The following is a 21,604-nucleotide window of genomic DNA, read 5'->3' as shown; positions in this document are numbered from 1 at the left end:
TGGGCAGGAGCGTAATGGCCGTCAATCTGGTCAATGTCGAGAACGTCAGCAAGGTGTACGGCACTCGTGCCCTTCTCGACGGCGTCTCCCTCGGCGTCTCCGAAGGCGACCGGATCGGGGTGGTCGGGCGCAACGGCGACGGCAAGACCACCCTGATCCGCATGCTGGCCAAGCTGGAGGAGGCCGACACCGGCCGGGTCACCCACTCCGGCGGCCTCCGCCTCGGCGTGCTCACCCAGCACGACTCCCTCGACCCGAACGCCACCGTCCGGCACGAGGTCATCCGGGACATGGCGGACCACGAGTGGGCGGGCAACGCCAAGATCCGGGACGTGCTGACGGGCCTGTTCGGCGGGCTCGACCTGCCCGGCTTCCCGCAGGGGCTGGACACCGTCATCGCGCCCCTCTCCGGTGGTGAGCGGCGCCGGATCGCGCTCGCCAAGCTGCTCATCGAGGAACAGGACCTGATCGTCCTCGACGAGCCGACGAACCACCTCGACGTCGAGGGCATCGCCTGGCTCGCCCGCCATCTGCGTGAGCGCCGCTCCGCCCTCGTGTGCGTGACGCACGACCGCTGGTTCCTCGACCAGGTCTGCACCCGCATGTGGGACGTGCAGCGGGGCGTCGTCCACGAGTACGAGGGCGGCTACTCCGACTACGTCTTCGCGCGCGCCGAACGCGAGCGCATCGCCGCAACCGAGGAGGTCAAGCGGCAGAACCTCGTCCGCAAGGAGCTGGCCTGGCTGCGGCGCGGTGCGCCCGCCCGCACCTCCAAGCCCCGCTTCCGCGTGGAGGCCGCCAACGAGCTCATCAAGGACGTACCGCCGCCGCGGGACAGCAGCGAGCTGATGAAGTTCGCCTCCTCGCGGCTCGGGAAGACCGTCTTCGACCTGGAAGACGTCACCGTGCAGGCCGGACCCAAGGTGCTGCTCAAGCACGTCACCTGGCAGCTCGGCCCCGGCGACCGCATCGGCCTGGTCGGCGTCAACGGCGCCGGCAAGACCTCCCTGTTGCGGGCCATGGCCCAGGCCGCGCGCACCGAGGGCGAGGCGCAGCCCGCCGGCGGCCGGGTCGCCGTCGGCAAGACCGTCAAGCTCGCCTACCTCTCCCAGGAGGTCGCCGAACTCAACCCGAACCTGCGGGTCCTGGAGGCCGTGCAGCAGGTGCGCGAGCGCGTCGACCTCGGCAAGGGGCGGGAGATGACCGCCGGACAGTTGTGCGAGACGTTCGGCTTCAACAAGGAGAAGCAGTGGACGCCCGTCGGTGACCTGTCCGGCGGTGAGCGCCGCCGTCTGCAGCTGCTGCGGCTGCTCATGGACGAGCCCAACGTCCTCTTCCTCGACGAGCCCACCAACGACCTGGACATCGAGACCCTGACCCAGCTGGAGGACCTCCTCGACGGCTGGCCCGGCTCGATGATCGTCATCTCCCACGACCGGTTCTTCGTCGAGCGCACCACCGACCGCGTGTTCGCGCTGCTCGGCGACGCCACCCTGCGGATGCTGCCGCGCGGCATCGACGAGTACCTGGAGCGGCGCCAGAAGATGGAGGAGGCGGTCGCGGCCGCCTCGCCCGTCGCGGCCAGGCCCGCCCCCGAGAAGAGCGCCGCCGACCAGCGGGCCGCGAAGAAGGAACTCCAGAAGATCGAGCGGCAGTTGGACAAGGTCTCCGAGAAGGAGACCAGGCTGCACGCCCAGATCGCCGAGAACGCCACCGACTTCGCAAAGGTGGCCGAACTCGACGCCCAGCTGCGGGACTTGGCGGGCGAGCGCGAGGACCTGGAGCTGCGCTGGCTGGAACTCGCCGAAGACGCGTGACGTTCCGATGAAGGCTGAGTGAAGGCGCATAACGGCGGTGTCACGGGCCGGTTCTCCCTTGGGAACAGGGGCTGAACCGGCCCGGTGTGCTGTCAGTTTCAGGTGGTAGAAAGAGGACTTGGCTAAAAGTCAGTGACTGAACGGGGGAACGCGCTGATGACGCAGCCGCCCAACCAGCCGCCGTACGGCGGTTTCGGAGCACCACAGGGCGGTTTCGGACCACCGCCCCCGATCCCACCCCAGCAGCCGGGCCAGTACCCCCAGCAGCCCGGCCCCTATGGGCAGCCGCAGCAGCCCGGACCGTACGGTGCGCAGCCCGGTTACGGCTTTCCGCCGCAGCCCCGGTACCCCGGCGCGCCCGGCACCCCGCCGCCCGGCTCCGGCAACCCCTTCAAGGGCAGGCCCGGCCTGGTGATCGCGGCGGCCGTGGCCGCGCTGGCCGTCATCGGCGGCACCGTCTACGCCGTGACCAGCGGGGGCGGCGGCGACAAGAAGCCGGTCGCCGGGCAGAGCGACGACCCGAAGCCCACCGCGTCCGGCTCCGGCGGCACCGGTGACGGCGGCGGTTCCGACCCCCAGGGCTTCAATGCGAGCCGCAAGGCGGGCGAGGCGAAGGTGCTCTGGTACAAGTCGCCCCCGGATGCGCCCGGTGCGGGCGCCGAGGCCCCCGGCATGTGGATCACCGACAAGGCGGCCGTGAAGGCGGCGTACAAGCAGGTCTTCGCCTACGACGTGACCGACGGCAGTCCGGCCTGGGACACCGTCACCTTCCCGCAGAAGATCTGCGCGGTCACCCCGCAGAAGTCGGCCGACGGCAAGGTCGTGGTGGCCTACGAGAGCGGCACCGGCCAGCGCGCCAAGTGCAACCAGCTCCAGCAACTCGACCTGGACACCGGCGCCAAGGGCTGGAGCGGCACGCTCCCCGAGGGCGCGCTGTTCGACAGCACCCTGAACATCTCCCTGTCGCTCAGCGGCCGGACGGTGCTGGTGGGCCGCTCGCAGTCCGGGGTGGCGTACGACATCGACAGCGGGAAGAAGCTGTTCGACAAGAAGAAGTACGGCAGCGCCTGCTTCCCGACCGCCTTCGCCGGCGGCAGCAGGCTGATCTCCGTCGCGACCTGCAACGCCAGCGAACCGGACGAGCACGACGAGATCCAGGAGCTGGACCCGGCTTCCGGCAGGGTCAGGTGGACGCAGAAGTTCGGCAAGGGCTGGTCGGTCGCGCGGACCTACTCCGTCGACCCGCTCGTCGTCTACAGCACCAATCAGGACAAGAAGGCCTGGAACATCTCGACCTTCGGCTCGAACGGCAGGTTCCGCTCGCAGGTGGGCTTCGACGAGGACTTCGCCCCCCAGTGCGGGTGGGCGCTCCTCGAACGTGACCTGCAGGGCTGCAAGGGCGTGACCGCGGACGCCAACACCCTCTACCTGCCGACCGACGCCACCACCGGGCCGAACGAGATCGTCGCGATCGACCTCGCGAACGGCAAGGAGAAGTGGCGCGTCAAGTCCCCGGCGGACGAGTCGATGCTGCCGGTGAAGGTGGAGGGCGGCAGACTCATCGCCTATGTGCAGCCCTCGTACGACGCGGGCGGCCAGGTCGTGTCGATCGCGACGGGCGGCTCCGGCCACACGCCGGTGAAGCTGCTGCAGAACCCGCAGAGCACGGCGGCCCTGGAGAGCGCCCTCTTCACCAAGTCCTTCGACTGGGTCGACGGACGCTTCTACCTCTCGCCCACCCGGATCAGCGGTGACGACAACGCGAAGGGCAAGTTGATGCTCGCCTACGGCAAGTGACCTCTCCCAGACCCCGTCGTCCCCGCCGTCCGCTCACGAGGTAGCCACGCCATGACGCAGCCCCCGCCGCCGCCCCACCAGCCCCCGCAGCAGCCGGGATACGGCTATCCCCAGGCACCGCAGGCACCGCAGCAGCCCAACCCCTACGCCCAGCCCGCACCGCCCTACGGGCAGCCGCCGAACCCCTACGGCCCGCAGGCCGGTTACGGCTACCCGCAGCCGCCCGCCCCGCCGTACCCGCAGCCCGGGCAGCACGGGCAGCCCGGCGGCGGGCGCAAGGGCGGCTCGCAGGCGCTGATCATCGTGGCGGCGGTCGTCGCCGTCGCGCTGCTCGTCGCCGGGGGCGTCTGGTACGCGTCGTCCGGCAAGGACGACGGCAGGAACAGCGATGAGGCGAGCTCCAGCGGCGGCGGCACCGGAGGCACCGGCGGCGACACGGCCGACGGCGCGGAGAAGGTGCCCGCCCACACCGCCTCGCAGCTGCTGTTCAAGGTGCCGGTGCCCCAGGTCGACGACACCACCGTCGTCGCCGGTTCGTGGCTCACCGACAAGGCGTATGTGAAGAGCGGCGTCGCCGAGATCGACGGCTACGACCGCGACAACGGCGGCAAGCTGTGGACGATCAAGCTGCCCGGCCCGGTCTGCACGGTCAGCACGCACACCACCGACGACGACCGGACGGCCGTCGTCTTCCAGCCCAGGATGCCGCCGAAGGGCAGGTCCGAGGGGTGCAGCCAGGTCGCGGCGATCGACCTGGACGCCGGAAAGAAGCTGTGGACGAAGTCGTTCGGCTCCGGCGGCCGGGCGATGACCTTCGAGAACGTCACGGTCAGTGCGAACACGGTCGCCGCGGGCGGCGACTACGGAGGCGTCGCCTTCGACCTTTCCAGCGGCAGGCGGCTGTGGGCCCCGAAGCCCAAGGACACCTGCATCGACGCCGGGTACGGCGGCGGCGAGAAGCTCGTCGCCGTGCTCAAGTGCGGCTCGTTCACCGAGCCGCAGCTGCACATCCAGACCATCGACCCGCAGTCCGGGAAGACGCTTTCGGAGTACAAGCTGGCCACGGGCATCGAGTACGCCGCCGTCGTGTCGACGAACCCGCTGGTCGTGGCCGCCGACGTCGGTCACAGCGCGGGCGACGGCAGTGAGATCTCGGACTTCTTCTCCGTCGACAACAAGACCGGCAGGCTGATCACCCGGATCTCGGCGCCCGGCAAGGAGTACGCGGCCAAATGCGACGCGATCTCCGAGCTGGAGCACTGCACCGGAGTCGCGGTCGGCAACGGCAGGCTGTACCTGCCGACCGAGGAGCACGACGGCACCAAGGGCTACAGCCGGACCAACGAGATCGTCGCGTTCGACCTCACCACCGGCAAGCAGAACGGCCAGCGCGCCGACGCCGGCGACGGCTACACGATCACCCCGCTGCGCATGGACGGCGGCAATGTGATCGCGTACAAGCACCCGCCGTACAACAAGGGCGGCCAGGTGGTCAGCATCGACGGCGGCTCCTTCAAGGAGACCAAGCTGCTGGAGAACCCGGCGGCGGGGTCGGTGCGGGACCTGGAGGGCACGCTGTCTCCCGACTACTCCGAGATCCTCTATTCGCAGGGCCGCCTGTACCTGGCCGGCCGGTTCGCCGACAAGCTGTCGAGTTCGGTCTCGGGAGAGAAGGTCCTGGCGCTCGCGCTCGGCGCCGGCGGCTGAACCACTGCTCCGCAGCTGCGGCCCCGTCCCTGCTCAGGGGCGGGGCCGTGCGCGTACCGCCCATCACCCTCGAATACGCGGAAAGCCAGAAATTCCGTCGATCAGGGGCAGTTCTCACCGGTAGGGGGAGCGCAATGTCGAACAAGCGTGTAGCTTCCGGGGGCATGAAGAGCGGGGGAGCCGGGAGGGGGCTCCTGTCCGCGCGGGCCGGTGGGCATCCATAGTGCGGCATCCATGGGGATCCATCGGGGGGACTGGGGGGTTGCTCGATGGGAGTGCGGCTCATGGTGGTCGACGACCACCGACTGCTCGCCGAGGCGCTGGCCTCGGCGTTGAAGCTGCGCGGGCACCGGGTGCTCGCCGCGGCGGCGCCTGCCGCGGGCGCGGCGGAGCTGGTGATCACCCGTGCGCCGGAGGTGTGCCTGCTGGGTACGGCGACTCCGGCCGAGCCGGGCATCTTCGACCCGGTGGTGAAGATCAAACGGGAGCGTCCGCAGGTGGCGGTCCTGGTCCTGGGCCCGGTGCCGAGCCCGCGCGGCATAGCCGCCGCCTTCGCCGCCGGCGCCTCGGGCTACGTACGCCATGACGAGCGCATAGAGGGCGTCGAGCGCGCCATCATGAAGGCGAGGGCGGGCGAGGCGGCGGTGGCCCCGCAGTTGCTGCAAGGCGCCTTCAGCGAGTTGCTGAACCCCGCCGCCCAACCGGACGACGAGGGCCAGCGCCTGCTCCAGATGCTCACCCCGAGGGAGGTCGAGGTCCTGGTCCGGGTCGCCGACGGCGAGGACACCCGCCTGATCGCGGCCGGCATGGGCATAGCCCCCAGCACCGCCCGCACCCACGTCCAACGCGTCCTGATGAAACTGGGCGTGGGCTCCCGCCTGGAGGCAGCGGCCCTGGCGGCACGGACGGGCTTGCTGGACCGGGCGGGGCCGGTGAACTCGCCTTCAGACCCGCCCCCTTAGAGCGCCTGCGGCGCCTTAAGGGGGCGCGAGGAACTGCGCGATCAGCCGCCACACACCCGCAGCCGGCACACAACAGCAGGCCCAACGGCGCTATTCCGCCTCGCCCTCCTTCGGAGGAACAGGCGGCGCCGCCGGCCGCAACTTCAGCCACACCAGGAAGAACACCCCCAGAACCAACATCGCGATCCCGGTCCACAGGTTGATGTTGACCCCCTGCGCCTTGTCGATCGCGGCCTGGCCATCGGTGATCCCGGCGATCGTGACGATCACGCCGTAGACCACGAACAACCCGCCGATGATGCGCCGCAGATCGAAGATGCGAGCCGCCGTCGCCGACTTCTCCTGGAGCTCGGTGACTTCGCGCTGCACGTCATGCTCCGAGTACCCGTGCTGATCAGTCATGGTGAATCGATCCTCCCTCGATCAGAACGAGAACGGGATGTAGCAGGCGGCAGCAAGGACGACCGCACCCCAGCCCAGCAGGGCAGGCCGGCGGTACCAGGCGTCGTCCCCGGCGGCGGGCGGCTCGGACATGCCGGGTGAGGTGGTGCCGTAGACCAGGCCCTGGAGTTCCTCGGCCGGCTTCGGCCTGGTGAACAGGGACACGGCCACCATCACCACCGCACCGGCGACGAAGCCGACGATCGCGGAGACGAAGTTGGCGCCCTGGTCGGAGGGGATGTCGATGATGCCCCTCTTGTAGATCACGAAGTAGTTCACCATCGCGGCCACGGTGCCGGCGAGCAGGCCCCAGAAGCCGGACTTGGCGGACGCACGCCTCCAGAACATGCCGACGATGAAGACGACGAACATCGGCACGTTGAAGAAGGAGAACAGCGTCTGGAGGTAGCTCATGATGTTCGAGAACGAGGAGGCCAGGAAGGCCGTGCCGACCGAGGCGCAGACGCCGATCACCGTGATCAGGCGGCCGAAGCGGACGTAGTAATCGTCCTCGCGGCCCTTGACGACGTAGCGGGCCCAGATGTCGTTGGTGAACACCGTGTTGAAGGACGACACATTGGCCGCCATGCCCGCCATGAATGCGGCGAGCAGTCCGGTCACCGCGATGCCGAGGACGCCGTTGGGCAGCAGTTCCTGCATCAGGTAGGGGATGGCGTCGTTGTACTGGTAGCCGGACTTGGCCGTGCCGAAGCCGGGGACGACCGCGGCGGCGACCAGGCCCGGGATCATCACCAGGAACACGATGAAGATCTTCGGGTACGCGGCGATCAGCGGGGTGCGCTGCCCGGCGGAGAGGTTCTTCGCGGACAGTGCGCGCTGCACCTCGGCGAAGTTCGTCGTCCAGTAGCCGAAGGACAGCACGAAGCCGAGGCCGAGCACGATGGTCAGCCAGTTGGCGCCGAGCGGGTTGGAGCTGCCGATGCCGGTGCCGCCCCAGGCGGTGGTGAAGTTCGCGCCGTGGCTGGCGGTGAGCTTGTCGGTCAGCCCGCCCCAGCCGCCGACCTTCTTCAGGCCGAGCACGACGATCGGGATGAGGGCAGCGAGGATCACGAAGAACTGCAGCACCTCGTTGTAGATCGCGGAGGAGAGACCGCCGAGCGTGATGTACGCCAGCACAAAGGCGCCCGCGACCACGATCGCCACCCACTGCGGCCAGCCGAGGAGTGCCTCGACGACGATGGCGAGGGCGTAGAGGTTCACACCGGCGATCAGGACGGCGGCGAACGCGAACAGGATCGAACTCAGCAGGTGTGCCCACTTGTCGAAGCGGAGCAGCAGCATCTCGGGGACCGAGCGGACCTTGCTCCCGTAGTAGAAGGGCATCATCACCAGGCCGAGGAAGACCATGGCGGGGATGGCGCCGATCCAGTACCAGTGCACGGTGTAGGCGCCGTACTGCGCGCTGTTCGCGGCCATGCCGAGGATCTCGGTGGCGGCCAGGTTGGCCGAGATGAACGCGAGACCGGTGATCCAGGCGGGCAGGGAGCGCCCGGAGAGGAAGAAGTCGAGGCTGGTCTTCACCGATCTGCGGGCGGCGAATCCGATGCCGAGGACGACGGCGAAGTAGAGGGCGAGGATCGTGTAGTCGAGCCCGTTCGTGGGGAGTCGTAGCTCGGCGGCCAGGTCCACGGCCTGGTATGTGGGGGTTTGCATAAGAACTCGCTTCGTCGCGTGAACTGATACAGAGCGGAACCTATGCCTCCGTGTTCAGTTTCCAAACGGTTTTGTTGATGCTCTTTGTTGGATTGTGATGTTGACGGATGTGAGGGGGCGATGTTCCAATGTGTTTGGTTCTGTTTGATGATTGATGTGGCTCGAATAGGGAGTCCGCAGTGAAGAAGACCTCGACCCGCCTGGCCGACGGTCGCGAGTTGATCTACTACGACCTGCGCGACGACAACGTGCGCGACGCGGTGGACCACCGGCCGCTGGAGCGGACCGTCACGACCTCCGAGATCCGCCGTGACCCGCTGCTCGGCGACGCGATCGCCGTCGCCTCGCACCGCCAGGGCCGCACCTACCACCCGCCGGCCGACGAGTGTCCGCTGTGCCCCTCCCGCGACGGCAGACTGAGCGAGATCCCGGACTCGTCGTACGACGTGGTCGTCTTCGAGAACCGCTTCCCCTCCCTGGCCGGTGACTCGGGCCGCTGCGAGGTCGTCTGCTTCACCTCCGACCACAACGCGTCCTTCGCCGACCTCACCGAGGAGCAGGCCGCGCTGGTCCTGGAGGCATGGACGGACCGTACGTCCGAGCTGTCGCATCTCCCCTCCGTGGAGCAGGTGTTCTGCTTCGAGAACCGGGGCGCGGAGATCGGCGTGACGCTCGGACATCCGCACGGCCAGATCTACGCGTACCCGTTCACGACGCCTCGCACCGCACTGATGCTGCGCCAGGTCGCCCAGCACAAGGAGGCGACGGGCGGGGAGAACCTCTTCGACACCGTCCTGCAGAGCGAACGCGCCGGTGAGCGGGTCGTCCTGGAGGGTGAACACTGGCTGGCGTTCGTGCCGTACGCGGCGCACTGGCCGTACGAGGTGCACCTGTACCCCAAGCGCCGCGTGCCCGACCTGCTCGGCCTGGACGAGGAGGCGCGCACAGAGTTCCCCAAGGTCTATCTGGAACTCTTGAGGCGCTTCGACCGGATCTTCGGCGAAGGTGAACCGCCCACGCCCTACATCGCGGCCTGGCACCAGGCCCCGTTCGGCGCGCTGGAGGACTTCGAGGGCGTCAACCGTGACGACTTCGCGCTCCACCTCGAGCTTTTCACCATCCGCCGAACCTCCGGCAAGCTGAAGTTCCTCGCGGGTTCCGAGTCCGGCATGAACGTGTTCATCAACGACGTGCCGCCGGAGCGCGCGGCCGAGCGACTGCGAGAGGTAGCGAGTTGATGAGCGGTAAGTACCTGGTCACCGGGGGCGCGGGCTATGTGGGCAGCGTGGTCGCCCAGCATCTGCTGGAGGCGGGCCACGAGGTCACGGTCCTCGACAACCTGACGACCGGCTTCCGCGAGGGGGTCCCGGCGGGCGCCGCCTTCATCGAGGGCGACATCCGCGACGCCGCCAAATGGCTGGACTCCTCCTATGACGCGGTCCTGCACTTCGCCGCGTTCTCGCAGGTCGGCGAGTCGGTCGTGAAGCCCGAGAAGTACTGGGACAACAACGTCGCCGGCACCATGGCGCTGCTCGGCGCGATGCGCGAGGCCGGCGTCCGCAAGCTGGTCTTCTCTTCTACGGCCGCCACGTACGGCGAGCCGAAGGAGGTCCCGATCGTCGAGTCGGCGCCCACCTCGCCGACCAACCCGTACGGCGCCACGAAGCTGGCCGTCGACCACATGATCACCGGTGAGGCGGCGGCCCACGGCCTGGGCGCGGTCTCGCTGCGCTACTTCAACGTGGCGGGCGCCTACGGCAGGCAGGGCGAGCGCCACGACCCCGAGTCGCACCTGATCCCGCTGGTGCTGCAGGTCGCGCAGGGCAGGCGGGACGCGATCTCCGTCTTCGGCGACGACTACCCGACCCCGGACGGCACCTGCGTCCGCGACTACATCCATGTCGCGGACCTCGCCGACGCCCACCTGCTCGCACTGAAGGCCGCCGCCCCCGGCGAGCACCTCATCTGCAACCTGGGCAACGGCGAGGGCTTCTCGGTCCGCCAGGTCATCGAGACGGTCCGGCAGGTCACCGGCCACCCGATCCCCGAGGTCGTGGCCCCGCGCCGCGGCGGCGACCCGGCGGTCCTGGTGGCCTCGGCCGCCACGGCCCGCGAGAAGCTGGGCTGGAACCCGACCCGCGCGGACCTCGCGGGGATCGTCGCGGACGCGTGGGAGTTCGCGCAGTACATCGCAAGGGAGCAGCAGTAGTGGCGGCACAGCAGGTGCGGGACGGTTTCGTGGAGCTCTACGGATCCGCGCCCGAAGGTGTCTGGTCGGCGCCGGGCCGCGTCAACCTCATCGGTGAGCACACCGACTACAACGACGGCTTCGTGATGCCCTTCGCGCTGCCGCACACGGCGGTGGCGGCGGTCTCCCGCCGCACGGACGGGATCCTGCGCCTGCACTCGGCGGACATCGAGGGCGACGCGGCCGGGGTCGTGGAACTCCGGCTGGACGAGCTGGCCCCGGAGTCGGACCGCAACTGGACCGCCTACCCGGCGGGCGTCGTCTGGGCCCTGCGCGAGGCCGGCCACCCGGTGACCGGCGCGGACATCCACCTGTCGTCGACGGTGCCGTCCGGCGCGGGCCTGTCGTCCTCGGCGGCGCTGGAGGTCGTCGTGGCCCTGGCCCTGAACGACCTCTTCGAACTGGGCCTGCAGCGCTGGCAGTTGGCCCGCCTGTGCCAGCGCGCCGAGAACGTCTACGTCGGCGCCCCCACCGGCATCATGGACCAGACGGCCTCCGCCTGCTGCGAGGAGGGCCACGCGCTGTTCCTCGACACCCGGGACCTCTCCCAGAAGCAGATCCCCTTCGACCTGGCCGCGGAGGGCATGCGGCTGCTGGTCGTGGACACCCGCGTCAAGCACGCCCACAGCGACGGCGAGTACGGCAAGCGCCGCGCGGGCTGCGAGCGGGGCGCGGCCCTGCTGGGCGTCGACGCGCTGCGGGACGTCCCGTACGCGGAACTCGACGCCGCCCTTGAGCGGTTGGGTGACGACGAGGAGGCCGTCCGCCTGGTCCGCCACATCGTGACGGAGGACGAGCGGGTGGAGAAGGTCGTCGCCCTGCTGGAGGCGGGCGAGACCCGGGCGATCGGCCCGGTCCTGAGCGCCGGTCACGCATCCCTGCGCGACGACTTCCGGATCTCCTGCCCGGAGCTGGACCTGGTCGTGGACACGGCCCTCGCCTCCGGCGCCCTCGGCGCCCGGATGACGGGCGGCGGCTTCGGCGGCTCGGCCATCGTCCTGGCGGAGGCGTCCGACGTGGACACCGTCACCAAGGCGGTCGAGGAGGCGTTCGCCTCCGGCGGTCACACGGCTCCCAGGGTGTTCGAGGCGGTGCCTGCGGCAGGAGCACGCAGGCTCAGCTGAGCCGTTTCGTCAGCGTGTATTCCGTGATCCCCGGCGGATAGTCGGGGATCACGCACACCACGTCGTAGCCCTGCTTCCGGTAGAAGTCCGGCGCCTGGAAGTCCCAGGTCTCCAGCCGGGCCGACGTGCAGCCCCGCTCCTCGTGCGCGACGCGTTCCGCCTCCGCCAGCAGCCGTGAGCCGAGGCCCGCGCCCCGCCACCGCTCGTCCACCCACAGATAGGCGACGTGCAGCCAGGTCGTCCAGGTGTGGCCCACCAGGCCCGCGGCCAGTTCGTCCCGCTCGTCCAACACCCAGACGTGCAGCGGACGTTCACGTTCGGCCGGGGTGCCGCGCAGGGCGCGCAGTACGGGGGAGGCCTTCGTGTTGGTGTCGCGCAGCCGGGAACGGAGAAGATCGCGCCGGGTCCTGTCGACTTCTGTCTCAAGACGAAACATGCGGCTCACGATAAACGCGCCGGCCAGCCAGTTCTGCAATTTACCTTCCGCTGCTGCCCCCCGGCCGTACTCTGATGAGCAGCACCGGTGGGGGCCGGTGCCGATCAGGGGGCGAGACAGTCGGGTACGAGGCCCGAAGTGGGGGTAGCAGTCTCCGCACGGCGGCGGCCGTGCGGTGTGCCGTTCCGGTCCCAGGTGGTCACAGACGACCTGGGATGCTTCGGGCGCCGTACCTGCGCCCGTGCCGTCTCCCGACAATGGGGTATCCCCTGCTCTTGGAGAGCTTGGGGAAGGGGGTTTCGTGGTTCGCATCCGAGTCCTGGTCGTCGACGACCATCGCATCTTCGCCGAGTCGCTCGCCGCCGCCCTTGCGGCCGAGCCCGACGTCGACGTCTCCGCGGCCGGCAGCGGTCCCGCCGCGCTGCGCAGCCTGGAGCGTGCGGCGGCCGAGGGCCGCCGCTTCGACGTGCTGCTCGTCGACTCCGACCTGGGGGGCAACGTGCCGGGCGTACGGCCCGCCGTGCCCGTCCAGGAGGGCAACGAGGAGGGGCTGGTCGACGGGATCTCGCTGGTCGCCGGCGTGCGTTCCGGGCAGCCGGGCGTACGGATCGTCGTCCTCGCCGAGAAGGACGATCCGCGGCGCGCCGCACTCGCCCTGCAGGCCGGGGCCTCCGGCTGGGTCGCCAAGGACTGCTCGCTGTCCCGGCTGCTCAATGTCATCCGGGGCGTCCTGCGCGACGAGACCCATCTGCCGCCCGCCCTGCTCACGGGCGTCCTCAGGGAACTGACGGCCGCGCGCAAGCACCGCACCGAGAGTGAACGGCTGGTGGAGTCCCTCACGCCGAGGGAACGGGAAGTACTGCGGTGCATGGTCGCAGGCCTCGGCCGCAAGGCGGTCGCCGAGCGCCTGTTCCTCTCGCCCCACACCGTGCGCACGCACATGCAGAACGTCCTCGGGAAGCTGGGCGTCCACTCCACCCTGGCCGCGGTCGCACTGGCACGCCGCGCAGGGGTCGGCCCCGTCGACCTAGGGCCGGCCGGCCGGGTGGAGGAGAGCAGCAGCGCCTGATCAACGCCGCTGAGGGGAGCGCCCCAAAGGGGCGCGGGGCTGTATGTGACATGCGGCTCCGCCGCGCGGGCGCGACGAGCCACAACGATCCCGCAGCCGAACGACAACCCATAGCGGCACCACCCAAACGGCGCCCCCAGCGGAGCGTCTAGCCAGGGATGTTGTCGAACGGTGCCGTCAGCTGCCGCAGCAGACCGGCGAGTTCACCCCGCTGGGCGCGCGACAGCTCGACCAGAATCGCGCGCTCCTGGTCGAGCAGTCCGGCCAGGGCCTGGTCCGCGCGGTCCCGGCCCTCGTCCGTCAGCCGCACCAGCACACCGCGGCGGTCGCTGGGGTCGGGCAGCCGCTCCACCAGGCCCTTCTTCGCCAGGCGGTCGATCCGGTTCGTCATCGTGCCCGAGGTGACCAGGGTCTGCGTCAGCAGCTGCCCCGGGGAGAGCTGATACGGCGTGCCCGCGCGCCGGAGCGCCGTCAGCACGTCGAACTCCCAGGGCTCCAGGCTGTGCTCGGCGAAGGCCAGCCGGCGCGCCCGGTCCAGATGCCGGGCCAGTCTGCTCACCCGGCTGAGCACCTCGAGCGGTTCCACGTCGAGGTCCGGACGCTCCCGGCGCCACGCTGCGACCAGTCGATCGACCTCGTCCTCCATGACGATCAGTGTAGTGGTTGTGTCGATGTGAAGTCTCTTGACATCAAGTCTCTTGACATCAAGATAAGCGCAGAGGGAAGGTAGGGAGACATGAGCACCCCCACCTGGGACCCCACCCAGTACCTCCGCCACGCCGGCCACCGCGCCCGCCCCTTCGCCGACCTCCTCGCCCGCATCCCGGCCCTGCCCACGCAGCGGCCCCGCATCGCCGACCTGGGCTGCGGCCCCGGCAACGTCACCGTCTTCCTGGCCGATCGCTGGCCCGCCGCCCACATCACGGGCTACGACAACTCGCCCGAGATGCTCGACAAGGCCCACGTCGACCACGCGGGACCCACGCCCGGCGGCGGCCGCCTCGACTTCGCTCCCGCCGACGCCCGCACCTGGGCGCCCGAGGAGCCGTACGACCTGATCGTCAGCAACGCCACCCTCCAGTGGGTCCCCGGCCATGCCCGGCGCTTCGGGGAGTGGATCGCGGGCCTGAAGCCGGGCGGCACGTTCGCCTTCCAGGTCCCCGGCAACTTCGGCGCCCCCAGCCACCGGCTCATGCGTGAACTGGCCCACTCCGCCCGCTGGAAGGACCGCCTCGCCGGGATCCTCCGCCACGAGGACGCCGTCCTCGCGCCCGAGACCTATCTGGAGCAGCTGACCGCCCTCGGCTGTACGGCGGACGTCTGGGAGACGACGTACATCCATCTCCTGACCGGCGAGGACCCGGTGCTCGACTGGGTGAAGGGCACCGGCCTGCGACCCGTCCTCACCGCCCTCGCCGGCGACCCGGCGGCCCGGGACGCCTTCCTGGACGAGTACCGGACGGCCCTGCGGGAGGCCTATCCGGCCGGGGCGCACGGGACGGCTTTCCCGTTCCGGCGGATCTTCGCCGTGGCCCGCAAGGAGGCGTCGTGATCACCGCCGTCGACCACGTCCAGCTCGCCGCACCGCCCGGCTCCGAGGACCGGCTGCGGGCGTACTACGCCGGCGTCCTCGGCATGGCCGAGATCCCCAAGCCGCCGGTGCTCGCGGCGCGGGGCGGGTGCTGGTTCCAGGCGGGGGCCGTGCAGCTGCACCTGGGGGTGGAGCAGGACTTCCGGCCCGCGAAGAAGGCCCACCCCGGACTGCGGGTCACCGGCATCGAACGGTACGCCGCCCGGTGGCAGGCCCACGGCGCGCAGGTGGAGTGGGACGACAACCTGCCCGGCCACCGGCGCTTCTACTCCGAGGACCCCGTCGGCAACCGGCTGGAGTTCCTTGAGCCGGTGACCCCTGTTTGAGCGCGCCCGCGGCGGTCACCCGCTGAGGTGACATCGACGCCGAACCCGGCAGGGGTGAGAAACGTGGCGAAGGAAGAGAAGACCAGGGGCAAGAAGGAACAGCTCAAGGGCAAGGCCAAGGAAGCGGCGGGTCGCGCCGTGGGCAACGAGCGGATGACCGCCGAAGGCAAGGCCGACCAGATGAAGGGCGACGCGCGCCAGGCGAAGGAGAAGGGCAAGGACGTCTTCAAGCACTGAGCGGGCCACACCCCGGGCGCCGGAGTCAGCTCTTCCGGCGCCCGATCAGGTGCGGCTTGGCCTCCAGCCCGTCCAGGCCGTGCCACGCCAGATTCACCAGATGCGCCGCCACCTCCGCCTTCTTCGGACGGCGCACGTCCAGCCACCACTGGCCGGTCAGGGCGACCATCCCGACCAGGGCCTGCGCATACAGCGGAGCCAGCTTCGGATCGAATCCGCGCGACTTGAACTCGCGGCCCAGGATGTCCTCCACCTGGGTGGCGATGTCCGAGATCAACGAGGCGAAGGAACCCGTCGACTGCGGGATGGGCGAGTCACGGACCAGGATGCGGAAACCGTCCGTGTACTCCTCGATGTAGTCCAGGAGCGCGAACGCCGCCTGCTCGCACAGCTCGCGGGGATGCCCGGCCGTCAGGGAACTGGTCACCATGTCCAGCAGGCGCCGCATCTCACGGTCCACCACCACCGCGTACAGCCCCTCCTTGCCGCCGAAGTGCTCGTACACCACCGGCTTGGACACCCCGGCCTTCGCCGCGATCTCCTCCACCGACGTGCCCTCGAAGCCCTTGGCTGCAAACAGGGTGCGACCGATCTCGAGCAGCTGCTGACGGCGCTCGGCCCCCGTCATCCGGGTGCGCCGCGCTCGCCGCGGCTTCTCATTCGTCGGGGTGCTGCTGGAGTCGGTCGCCACGGCGTCAATCATGCCGCCTTCGCCGACTCCTTCCGGGGCCGAGAGCCCTCCTGGCCGGTGTTACGGCGTGAATCGATACGCGAGCGTGACGGCCAGCGCACGTCGTACGCCCAGCCGAACGCCTCGAACCAGCGGATGATCCGCGCCGAGGAGTCCAGCTGCCACCACTCCACACCGTGCCGCGCGGAGGTCGGCTCGGCGTGGTGCAGGTTGTGCCAGGACTCGCCGCAGGACAGCACCGCGAGCCACCAGACGTTGCCCGAACGGTCACGCGACTTGAAGGGCCGCTTGCCGACCGCATGGCAGATCGAGTTGATCGACCACGTCACATGGTGCAGCAGAGCCACCCGAACGAGTGAGCCCCAGAAGAACCCGGTGAACGCACCCCACCAGGACATCGTCGCCAGACCACCGATCAGCGGCGGCAGCGCCAGCGACAGCGCCGTCCAGAACACGAACTGGCGGGAGATCGCACGGATCGCCGGGTCCTTGATCAGGTCCGGCGCGTACTTGTCCTGCGGCGTCTGCTCCTCGTCGAACATCCAGGCGATGTGCGCCCACCACAGGCCCTTCATCAGCGCCGGGACCGACTCCCCGAACCGCCACGGGGAGTGCGGATCGCCCTCCGCGTCCGAGAACTTGTGGTGCTTGCGGTGGTCCGCCACCCAGCGGACCAGGGGCCCCTCCACCGCCATCGACCCCATGATCGCGAGCGCGATCCGCAGAGGACGCCTGGCCTTGAAGGAGCCGTGCGTGAAGTACCGGTGGAAACCGATCGTGATGCCGTGGCAGCCCAGGTAGTAGAAGAAAACCAGCATGCCGAGGTCCAGCCAGCTCACCCCCCATCCCCACGCCAGTGGCACCGCGGCGACCAGCGCGAGGAACGGGACGGTGATGAAGAGCAGCAGCGTGATCTGCTCGATCGAGCGCTTCTGCTCCCCGCCCAGCGTGGCGGAGACGGACGTGTCGCCGGTCGCCTTCGGGGCGTCTTCGATCACATCGGAGCTTGTGGTCATGGGCGTCCCCTGTGGGGTCGAGGGTTGAGGGTGTGATGCCGGGGTAGGCCATCGAAACCGTGCCCGGGTTCCATGACGACGGTCCCTACGGTTGCGTAACCTACGGCGTCGTAAGTATGGCAGCGAGTCGCCCGGCGGCAAGAGCCCGAAATCATGCGCGTCCGCATGGACACCTATCCTGGAGTCGGTCGGACAGCGCGGTCCGCTCTGATTCCTTTCCCGGATGTCAGGGCCGTATGCGGCGCCCGCCGCGCGGCCCCGGGCACCGGGTTCCCCTCCCGGACGAGCTTCAACACTGCAAGGAGCCGCACCTGTGAGCAGTGCCGACGACCAGACCACGACGAGCAGCGAACTGCGCGCCGACATCCGGCGGCTGGGAGACCTCCTCGGCGAGACCCTCGTGAGGCAGGAAGGCCCCGAGCTGCTGGAACTCGTCGAGAAGGTCCGCCGCCTCACCCGCGAGGACGGAGAGGCCGCCGCCGAGCTGCTGCGCGGCACCGAACTGGAGACCGCGGCCAAGCTGGTCCGCGCCTTCTCCACCTACTTCCACCTCGCCAACGTCACCGAACAGGTCCACCGGGGCCGCGAACTGCGCGCCAAGCGCGCCGCCGAGGGCGGCCTGCTGGCCCGCACCGCCGACCGGCTGAAGGACGCCGACCCCGAGCACCTGCGCCAGACGGTCCGCCACCTCAACGTGCGCCCCGTGTTCACGGCGCACCCCACCGAGGCCGCGCGCCGGTCGGTCCTCAACAAGCTCCGGCGCATCGCCGCACTCCTGGAGACCCCGGTCATCGAGTCCGACCGCCGGCGCTACGACACCCGTCTGGCCGAGAACATCGACCTCGTATGGCAGACCGACGAACTCCGCGTCGTCCGCCCCGAGCCCGCCGACGAGGCCCGCAACGCCATCTACTACCTCGACGAGCTCCACGCCGGCGCCGTCGGCGACGTCCTGGAGGACCTCACCGCCGAACTGGAACGCGTCGGCGTCAAGCTCCCCGACGACACCCGCCCCCTCACCTTCGGCACCTGGATCGGCGGCGACCGCGACGGCAACCCGAACGTCACCCCCCAGGTCACCTGGGACGTCCTGATCCTCCAGCACGAGCACGGCATCAACGACGCCCTGGAGCTCATCGACGAACTCCGCGGCTTCCTGTCGAACTCCATCCGCTACACCGGCGCCACCCAGGAACTCCTCGACTCCCTCCAGGCCGACCTGGAACGCCTCCCCGAGATCAGCCCCCGCTACAAGCGCCTCAACGCCGAGGAGCCCTACCGCCTCAAGGCCACCTGCATCCGGCAGAAGCTGGAGAACACCAAGCAGCGCCTCGCCAAGGGCACCCCGCACGAGCCGGGCCGCGACTACCTCGGCACCAGCGAGCTCCTGACGGACCTCACCCTCATCCAGACCTCACTGCGCGAGCACCGCGGCGGCCTCTTCGCCGACGGCCGCATGAACCGCACCATCCGCACCCTCGCCGCGTTCGGCCTCCAGCTCGCCACCATGGACGTACGCGAACACGCCGACGCCCACCACCACGCCCTCGGCCAGCTCTTCGACCGCCTCGGCGAGGAGTCCTGGCGCTACGCCGACATGCCCCGCGACTACCGGGCCAAGCTCCTCGCCAAGGAACTCAGGTCCAGAAGGCCCCTCGCCCCCACCCCGGCACCCGTCGACGCACCCGGCGAGAAGACCCTCGGCGTCTTCCAGACCGTCAAGCGGGCCCTGGAGGTCTTCGGACCCGAGGTCGTCGAGTCGTACATCATCTCCATGTGCCAGGGCGCCGACGACGTCTTCGCCGCCGCCGTCCTCGCCCGCGAGGCCGGCCTCATCGACCTGCACGCCGGCTGGGCCAAGATCGGCATCGTGCCCCTCCTGGAGACCACCGACGAGCTCAAGGCCGCCGACACCATCCTCGAGGACATGCTCTCCGACCCGTCCTACCGGCGCCTGGTCGCGCTCCGGGACGACGTCCAGGAGGTCATGCTCGGCTACTCCGACTCCTCCAAGTTCGGCGGCATCACCACCAGCCAGTGGGAGATCCACCGCGCCCAGCGCCGGCTGCGCGACGTCGCCCACCGCTACGGCGTACGGCTCAGGCTCTTCCACGGCCGCGGCGGCACCGTCGGCCGAGGCGGCGGCCCCTCCCACGACGCGATCCTCGCCCAGCCCTGGGGCACCCTCGAAGGCGAGATCAAGGTCACCGAACAGGGCGAGGTCATCTCCGACAAGTACCTCGTCCCGTCCCTGGCCAGGGAGAACCTCGAACTCACCGTCGCGGCCACCCTGCAGGCCTCCGCCCTGCACACCGCCCCCCGCCAGTCCGTCGAGGCCCTCGCCCGCTGGGACGCCGCCATGGACGTCGTCTCCGACGCCGCTCACGCCGCCTACCGCCGCCTCGTCGAGGACCCCGACCTGCCGACGTACTTCCTCGCCTCCACGCCCGTCGACCAGCTCGCCGACATGCACCTGGGCTCACGGCCCTCCCGCCGCCCCGGCTCCGGCGTCTCCCTCGACGGACTGCGCGCCATCCCCTGGGTCTTCGGCTGGACCCAGTCCCGGCAGATCGTCCCCGGCTGGTTCGGCGTGGGCTCCGGCCTCAAGGCCCTGCGCGAAGCAGGCCTCGACACCGTGCTCGACGAGATGCACGAACAGTGGCACTTCTTCCGCAACTTCATCTCCAACGTCGAGATGACCCTCGCCAAGACCGACCTGCGCATCGCCGCCCACTACGTCGACACCCTCGTCCCCGACGAACTCAAGCACGTCTTCGACACCATCAAGGCCGAGCACGAGCTCACCGTCCGCGAGGTGCTGCGGGTGACGGGGGAGAACGAACTGCTCGACGCACAGCCCGTGCTGAAGCAGACCTTCGCCATCCGTGACGCCTACCTGGACCCGATCTCCTACCTCCAGGTCACCCTCCTCAAGCGCCAGCGCGACGCCGCGGCCGCCGGCGAACAGCCCGACCCGCTGCTCTCCCGCGCCCTCCTGCTCACCGTCAACGGCGTGGCAGCAGGCCTGCGCAACACCGGCTGACACCCCGCAGCACATGAGGGTGCCCCCGGGCTCGTACGAAGCCCGGGGGCACCCTCATGCCGTACATCAGGCCCTGCGCCGACGCACCACCAGATAACCGCCACCGGCCACCAGCGCGGCCGCCACACCCGAGAGCAGGCCCACCGGGGCACCGTTGCCCGTCTCCGCCAGGTCACCGCCGGAACCACCCTGCGGGGACCCGGAAGAGGACCCGGAAGACCCGGAAGGCGAGGACCCCGGCGACGACGAAGACGAAGACGAAGGAGACGAAGACGACGGAGACGAAGACGGAGCCGACGAGGAAGACGCCGACGGCGAAGGTGTCGAACCGCCGCCGCCCTGCGAGTCCTCGCAGTCCGTCCAGAACACCTTGTGCTTCGCGGCGCCCTTCTCACCGTCGAAGTTCCAGAACAGCTTGTAGTGCCCGTCGGGCAGCGACATGTCCGCCGTACGGCCATGACCCTCGGCGTCCAGGGTGATGGCACCGGTCTTCACCGTCTCGCCCTTCACACCGGCCGTCGGAGCCCAGGCCTCGATGTGCCAGTCGACCTGCTGGACCGCGTCAAAACCGAACGCGTCCAGATAGAACGTGCAGACGTGCGGCTCGTTCCGCTTCAGCTCCTCGCCGGTGGTGGCGTCATGGATCTTCACAGTCCCGTTGTCACCGGGAACAGTGGCGTGAGCGGCGACAGGCGCCGAGAACAGTGCAGCCGCGGCGACGGCAGACAGCGCGCCGGCGCGAGTGAGGGTACGCATGGGGCAAGTCCATCTTCGAGTTACGGACGGGAAGATGTGGAGGGGGCGGCTCAGCATCCAGCCACGACTGACCCTAGGTCAATCACGAACAGGCAACACTCACGCTCTCCACAAGATGGAGAACGGGAAAACCCGTCAGATAGTCACGAAAGCAGCCGTGAGCAGCACGACCCCCGACCCCGCCATCACCCACCCGGCCCGCGTCCGCCCCAACCCCCCGGCCACCACCACCGAAGCCAGCAACAACGCCCCGCCGAACGGAACCCACGCATACAGAATCCCCGACGGCCCCGACCGCACCACCTCATCGCTGCCCGGCTTCACCACCACCGAGTACGTACGCCCCTTGCGCACCGCAACCGTCTTCTCGATGACCACCCGGTCCCGACCCGAAGAACCCTGCGAAATCGGCGTATAGCGACCCGAACACGAAGCGTCCCCACACCGCGCCACCTCGATCGTGCCGCGCTCCCGCCCCTTCGTGAGCATCACATACGGAGCCGTCCGCCACGACGCCCACACCCCGGCGATCAGAATCGACACCGCAACCGCACCCATCGCAGCAAACCGCGCGAACCGCAACGCGGCAACCGAGGCCCGACGCGAAACCTGACGAGCGGTGGTGGCAGTGGCAGGCATGGCCGGGATCATTGGCCATGCCCCCACACC

20 protein-coding genes are annotated in these 21,604 nt (G+C 69.7%); 12 read left to right on the top strand and 8 right to left on the bottom strand.

Translation table 11 applies throughout. From position 1 onward, the window contains the following. The first annotated feature begins 14 nt into the window (after positions 1-14). The 4 genes from ACIBW9_RS23275 to ACIBW9_RS23260 all read left to right on the top strand — a co-directional run bounded on the left by ACIBW9_RS23275 (position 15) and on the right by ACIBW9_RS23260 (position 6,283). Complete coding sequence (locus ACIBW9_RS23275; RefSeq protein WP_398957910.1) at positions 15-1,817, top strand: ABC-F family ATP-binding cassette domain-containing protein; 1,803 nt, start codon at positions 15-17, stop codon at positions 1,815-1,817. Between the two features lie 156 nt (positions 1,818-1,973). Beyond that, positions 1,974-3,614: a PQQ-binding-like beta-propeller repeat protein gene (locus tag ACIBW9_RS23270; protein WP_398957908.1), complete on the top strand. Its 1,641-nt coding sequence runs from the start codon at positions 1,974-1,976 to the stop codon at positions 3,612-3,614. A gap of 51 nt (positions 3,615-3,665) precedes the next feature. Further along, positions 3,666-5,321 (top strand): PQQ-binding-like beta-propeller repeat protein, encoded by a 1,656-nt coding sequence (locus tag ACIBW9_RS23265; protein ID WP_398957906.1) that lies wholly within the window; start codon positions 3,666-3,668, stop codon positions 5,319-5,321. A gap of 269 nt (positions 5,322-5,590) precedes the next feature. Then, positions 5,591-6,283: a LuxR C-terminal-related transcriptional regulator gene (locus ACIBW9_RS23260; RefSeq protein WP_398957904.1), complete on the top strand. Its 693-nt coding sequence runs from the start codon at positions 5,591-5,593 to the stop codon at positions 6,281-6,283. A gap of 90 nt (positions 6,284-6,373) precedes the next feature. Here ACIBW9_RS23260 and ACIBW9_RS23255 read toward each other — a convergent pair whose 3' ends face one another. Both ACIBW9_RS23255 and ACIBW9_RS23250 read right to left on the bottom strand, forming a co-directional pair. Continuing rightward, positions 6,374-6,685, bottom strand: coding sequence for a hypothetical protein (locus tag ACIBW9_RS23255; protein WP_398957902.1), 312 nt, complete (start codon positions 6,683-6,685; stop codon positions 6,374-6,376). A gap of 21 nt (positions 6,686-6,706) precedes the next feature. Beyond that, positions 6,707-8,398, bottom strand: a complete 1,692-nt coding sequence (locus tag ACIBW9_RS23250) for a sodium:solute symporter family protein (protein WP_398957900.1) — start codon at positions 8,396-8,398, stop codon at positions 6,707-6,709. A gap of 179 nt (positions 8,399-8,577) precedes the next feature. Between ACIBW9_RS23250 and galT the strand changes: the two genes are divergently transcribed. The 3 genes from galT to galK are packed head-to-tail and all read left to right on the top strand — an operon-like array spanning position 8,578 to position 11,770. Next, positions 8,578-9,636 (top strand): galactose-1-phosphate uridylyltransferase, encoded by a 1,059-nt coding sequence (gene galT / locus ACIBW9_RS23245; protein WP_398957898.1) that lies wholly within the window; start codon positions 8,578-8,580, stop codon positions 9,634-9,636. After that, positions 9,636-10,607: a UDP-glucose 4-epimerase GalE gene (gene galE, locus ACIBW9_RS23240; protein ID WP_398957896.1), complete on the top strand. Its 972-nt coding sequence runs from the start codon at positions 9,636-9,638 to the stop codon at positions 10,605-10,607. The genes galT and galE overlap by 1 nt, the downstream gene beginning before the upstream one ends. Further along, positions 10,607-11,770, top strand: a complete 1,164-nt coding sequence (galK, locus tag ACIBW9_RS23235; RefSeq protein WP_398957894.1) for a galactokinase — start codon at positions 10,607-10,609, stop codon at positions 11,768-11,770. The genes galE and galK overlap by 1 nt, the downstream gene beginning before the upstream one ends. On the opposite strand, the gene ACIBW9_RS23230 is transcribed toward galK, so the two are convergent. Then, on the bottom strand, positions 11,763-12,206 hold the full coding sequence (locus ACIBW9_RS23230) for a GNAT family N-acetyltransferase (RefSeq protein ID WP_398957892.1): 444 nt from the start codon (positions 12,204-12,206) through the stop codon (positions 11,763-11,765). The two genes, galK and ACIBW9_RS23230, sit on opposite strands and share 8 nt — an antisense overlap. Positions 12,207-12,507: 301 nt before the next feature. Here ACIBW9_RS23230 and ACIBW9_RS23225 point away from each other — a divergent pair, with 301 nt between their 5' ends. Continuing rightward, entirely contained in the window at positions 12,508-13,275 is a 768-nt protein-coding gene (locus ACIBW9_RS23225; protein ID WP_351473656.1) for a response regulator transcription factor, read from the top strand. A gap of 148 nt (positions 13,276-13,423) precedes the next feature. Here the strand turns inward: ACIBW9_RS23225 and tamR are convergent, their stop codons facing one another. Next, the gene (tamR, locus tag ACIBW9_RS23220) at positions 13,424-13,921 is read right to left on the bottom strand and encodes a MarR family transcriptional regulator TamR (protein ID WP_398957890.1); all 498 of its coding nucleotides are present in this window, start codon (positions 13,919-13,921) and stop codon (positions 13,424-13,426) included. A 90-nt stretch (positions 13,922-14,011) separates the two neighbouring features. Between tamR and ACIBW9_RS23215 the strand changes: the two genes are divergently transcribed. The 3 genes from ACIBW9_RS23215 to ACIBW9_RS23205 all read left to right on the top strand — a co-directional run bounded on the left by ACIBW9_RS23215 (position 14,012) and on the right by ACIBW9_RS23205 (position 15,429). After that, on the top strand, positions 14,012-14,827 hold the full coding sequence (locus tag ACIBW9_RS23215; RefSeq protein ID WP_398957888.1) for a trans-aconitate 2-methyltransferase: 816 nt from the start codon (positions 14,012-14,014) through the stop codon (positions 14,825-14,827). Beyond that, the gene (locus ACIBW9_RS23210; protein ID WP_398957886.1) at positions 14,824-15,192 is read left to right on the top strand and encodes a VOC family protein; all 369 of its coding nucleotides are present in this window, start codon (positions 14,824-14,826) and stop codon (positions 15,190-15,192) included. The genes ACIBW9_RS23215 and ACIBW9_RS23210 overlap by 4 nt, the downstream gene beginning before the upstream one ends. Positions 15,193-15,255: 63 nt before the next feature. Further along, a complete protein-coding gene (locus ACIBW9_RS23205; RefSeq protein WP_398957884.1) occupies positions 15,256-15,429 on the top strand; it encodes a CsbD family protein in 174 nt (57 codons plus the stop codon). 25 nt (positions 15,430-15,454) lie between these two features. On the opposite strand, the gene ACIBW9_RS23200 is transcribed toward ACIBW9_RS23205, so the two are convergent. Both ACIBW9_RS23200 and ACIBW9_RS23195 read right to left on the bottom strand, forming a co-directional pair. Then, positions 15,455-16,132, bottom strand: a complete 678-nt coding sequence (locus tag ACIBW9_RS23200) for a TetR/AcrR family transcriptional regulator (RefSeq protein WP_030941872.1) — start codon at positions 16,130-16,132, stop codon at positions 15,455-15,457. Beyond that, positions 16,129-17,136, bottom strand: coding sequence for an acyl-CoA desaturase (locus tag ACIBW9_RS23195; RefSeq protein ID WP_398957882.1), 1,008 nt, complete (start codon positions 17,134-17,136; stop codon positions 16,129-16,131). Before ACIBW9_RS23195 ends, ACIBW9_RS23200 begins: the two co-directional genes overlap by 4 nt. A 313-nt stretch (positions 17,137-17,449) precedes the next feature. Between ACIBW9_RS23195 and ppc the strand changes: the two genes are divergently transcribed. After that, positions 17,450-20,179 (top strand): phosphoenolpyruvate carboxylase, encoded by a 2,730-nt coding sequence (ppc, locus tag ACIBW9_RS23190; protein ID WP_398957880.1) that lies wholly within the window; start codon positions 17,450-17,452, stop codon positions 20,177-20,179. A gap of 66 nt (positions 20,180-20,245) precedes the next feature. On the opposite strand, the gene ACIBW9_RS23185 is transcribed toward ppc, so the two are convergent. Together ACIBW9_RS23185 and ACIBW9_RS23180 are read right to left on the bottom strand one after the other, a co-directional pair. Then, the gene (locus ACIBW9_RS23185; protein ID WP_398957878.1) at positions 20,246-20,935 is read right to left on the bottom strand and encodes an LPXTG cell wall anchor domain-containing protein; all 690 of its coding nucleotides are present in this window, start codon (positions 20,933-20,935) and stop codon (positions 20,246-20,248) included. A 135-nt stretch (positions 20,936-21,070) separates the two neighbouring features. Continuing rightward, complete coding sequence (locus ACIBW9_RS23180; protein ID WP_398957876.1) at positions 21,071-21,586, bottom strand: hypothetical protein; 516 nt, start codon at positions 21,584-21,586, stop codon at positions 21,071-21,073. Positions 21,587-21,604 lie beyond the last annotated feature (18 nt).

Source organism: Streptomyces sp. NPDC049541 (genome assembly GCF_044465725.1).
Lineage (GTDB): Bacteria > Actinomycetota > Actinomycetes > Streptomycetales > Streptomycetaceae > Streptomyces.
This window is presented reverse-complemented; position numbering and strand designations above follow the sequence as displayed.

What these genes read in the sequence shown, in the direction of transcription:
- ACIBW9_RS23230 (WP_398957892.1), bottom strand. Translation starts at nt 12,206, where the DNA reads ATGTTTCGTCTTGAGACAGAAGTCGACAGGACCCGGCGCGATCTTCTC.
- ACIBW9_RS23185 (WP_398957878.1), bottom strand. Translation starts at nt 20,935, where the DNA reads ATGCGTACCCTCACTCGCGCCGGCGCGCTGTCTGCCGTCGCCGCGGCT.
- galE (WP_398957896.1), top strand. Translation starts at nt 9,636, where the DNA reads ATGAGCGGTAAGTACCTGGTCACCGGGGGCGCGGGCTATGTGGGCAGC.
- ACIBW9_RS23195 (WP_398957882.1), bottom strand. Translation starts at nt 17,136, where the DNA reads ATGACCACAAGCTCCGATGTGATCGAAGACGCCCCGAAGGCGACCGGC.
- tamR (WP_398957890.1), bottom strand. Translation starts at nt 13,921, where the DNA reads ATGGAGGACGAGGTCGATCGACTGGTCGCAGCGTGGCGCCGGGAGCGT.
- ACIBW9_RS23215 (WP_398957888.1), top strand. Translation starts at nt 14,012, where the DNA reads ATGAGCACCCCCACCTGGGACCCCACCCAGTACCTCCGCCACGCCGGC.
- ACIBW9_RS23255 (WP_398957902.1), bottom strand. Translation starts at nt 6,685, where the DNA reads ATGACTGATCAGCACGGGTACTCGGAGCATGACGTGCAGCGCGAAGTC.
- ACIBW9_RS23250 (WP_398957900.1), bottom strand. Translation starts at nt 8,398, where the DNA reads ATGCAAACCCCCACATACCAGGCCGTGGACCTGGCCGCCGAGCTACGA.
- ACIBW9_RS23270 (WP_398957908.1), top strand. Translation starts at nt 1,974, where the DNA reads ATGACGCAGCCGCCCAACCAGCCGCCGTACGGCGGTTTCGGAGCACCA.
- ACIBW9_RS23180 (WP_398957876.1), bottom strand. Translation starts at nt 21,586, where the DNA reads ATGATCCCGGCCATGCCTGCCACTGCCACCACCGCTCGTCAGGTTTCG.
- ACIBW9_RS23275 (WP_398957910.1), top strand. Translation starts at nt 15, where the DNA reads ATGGCCGTCAATCTGGTCAATGTCGAGAACGTCAGCAAGGTGTACGGC.
- ACIBW9_RS23265 (WP_398957906.1), top strand. Translation starts at nt 3,666, where the DNA reads ATGACGCAGCCCCCGCCGCCGCCCCACCAGCCCCCGCAGCAGCCGGGA.
- ACIBW9_RS23260 (WP_398957904.1), top strand. Translation starts at nt 5,591, where the DNA reads ATGGGAGTGCGGCTCATGGTGGTCGACGACCACCGACTGCTCGCCGAG.
- ACIBW9_RS23200 (WP_030941872.1), bottom strand. Translation starts at nt 16,132, where the DNA reads ATGATTGACGCCGTGGCGACCGACTCCAGCAGCACCCCGACGAATGAG.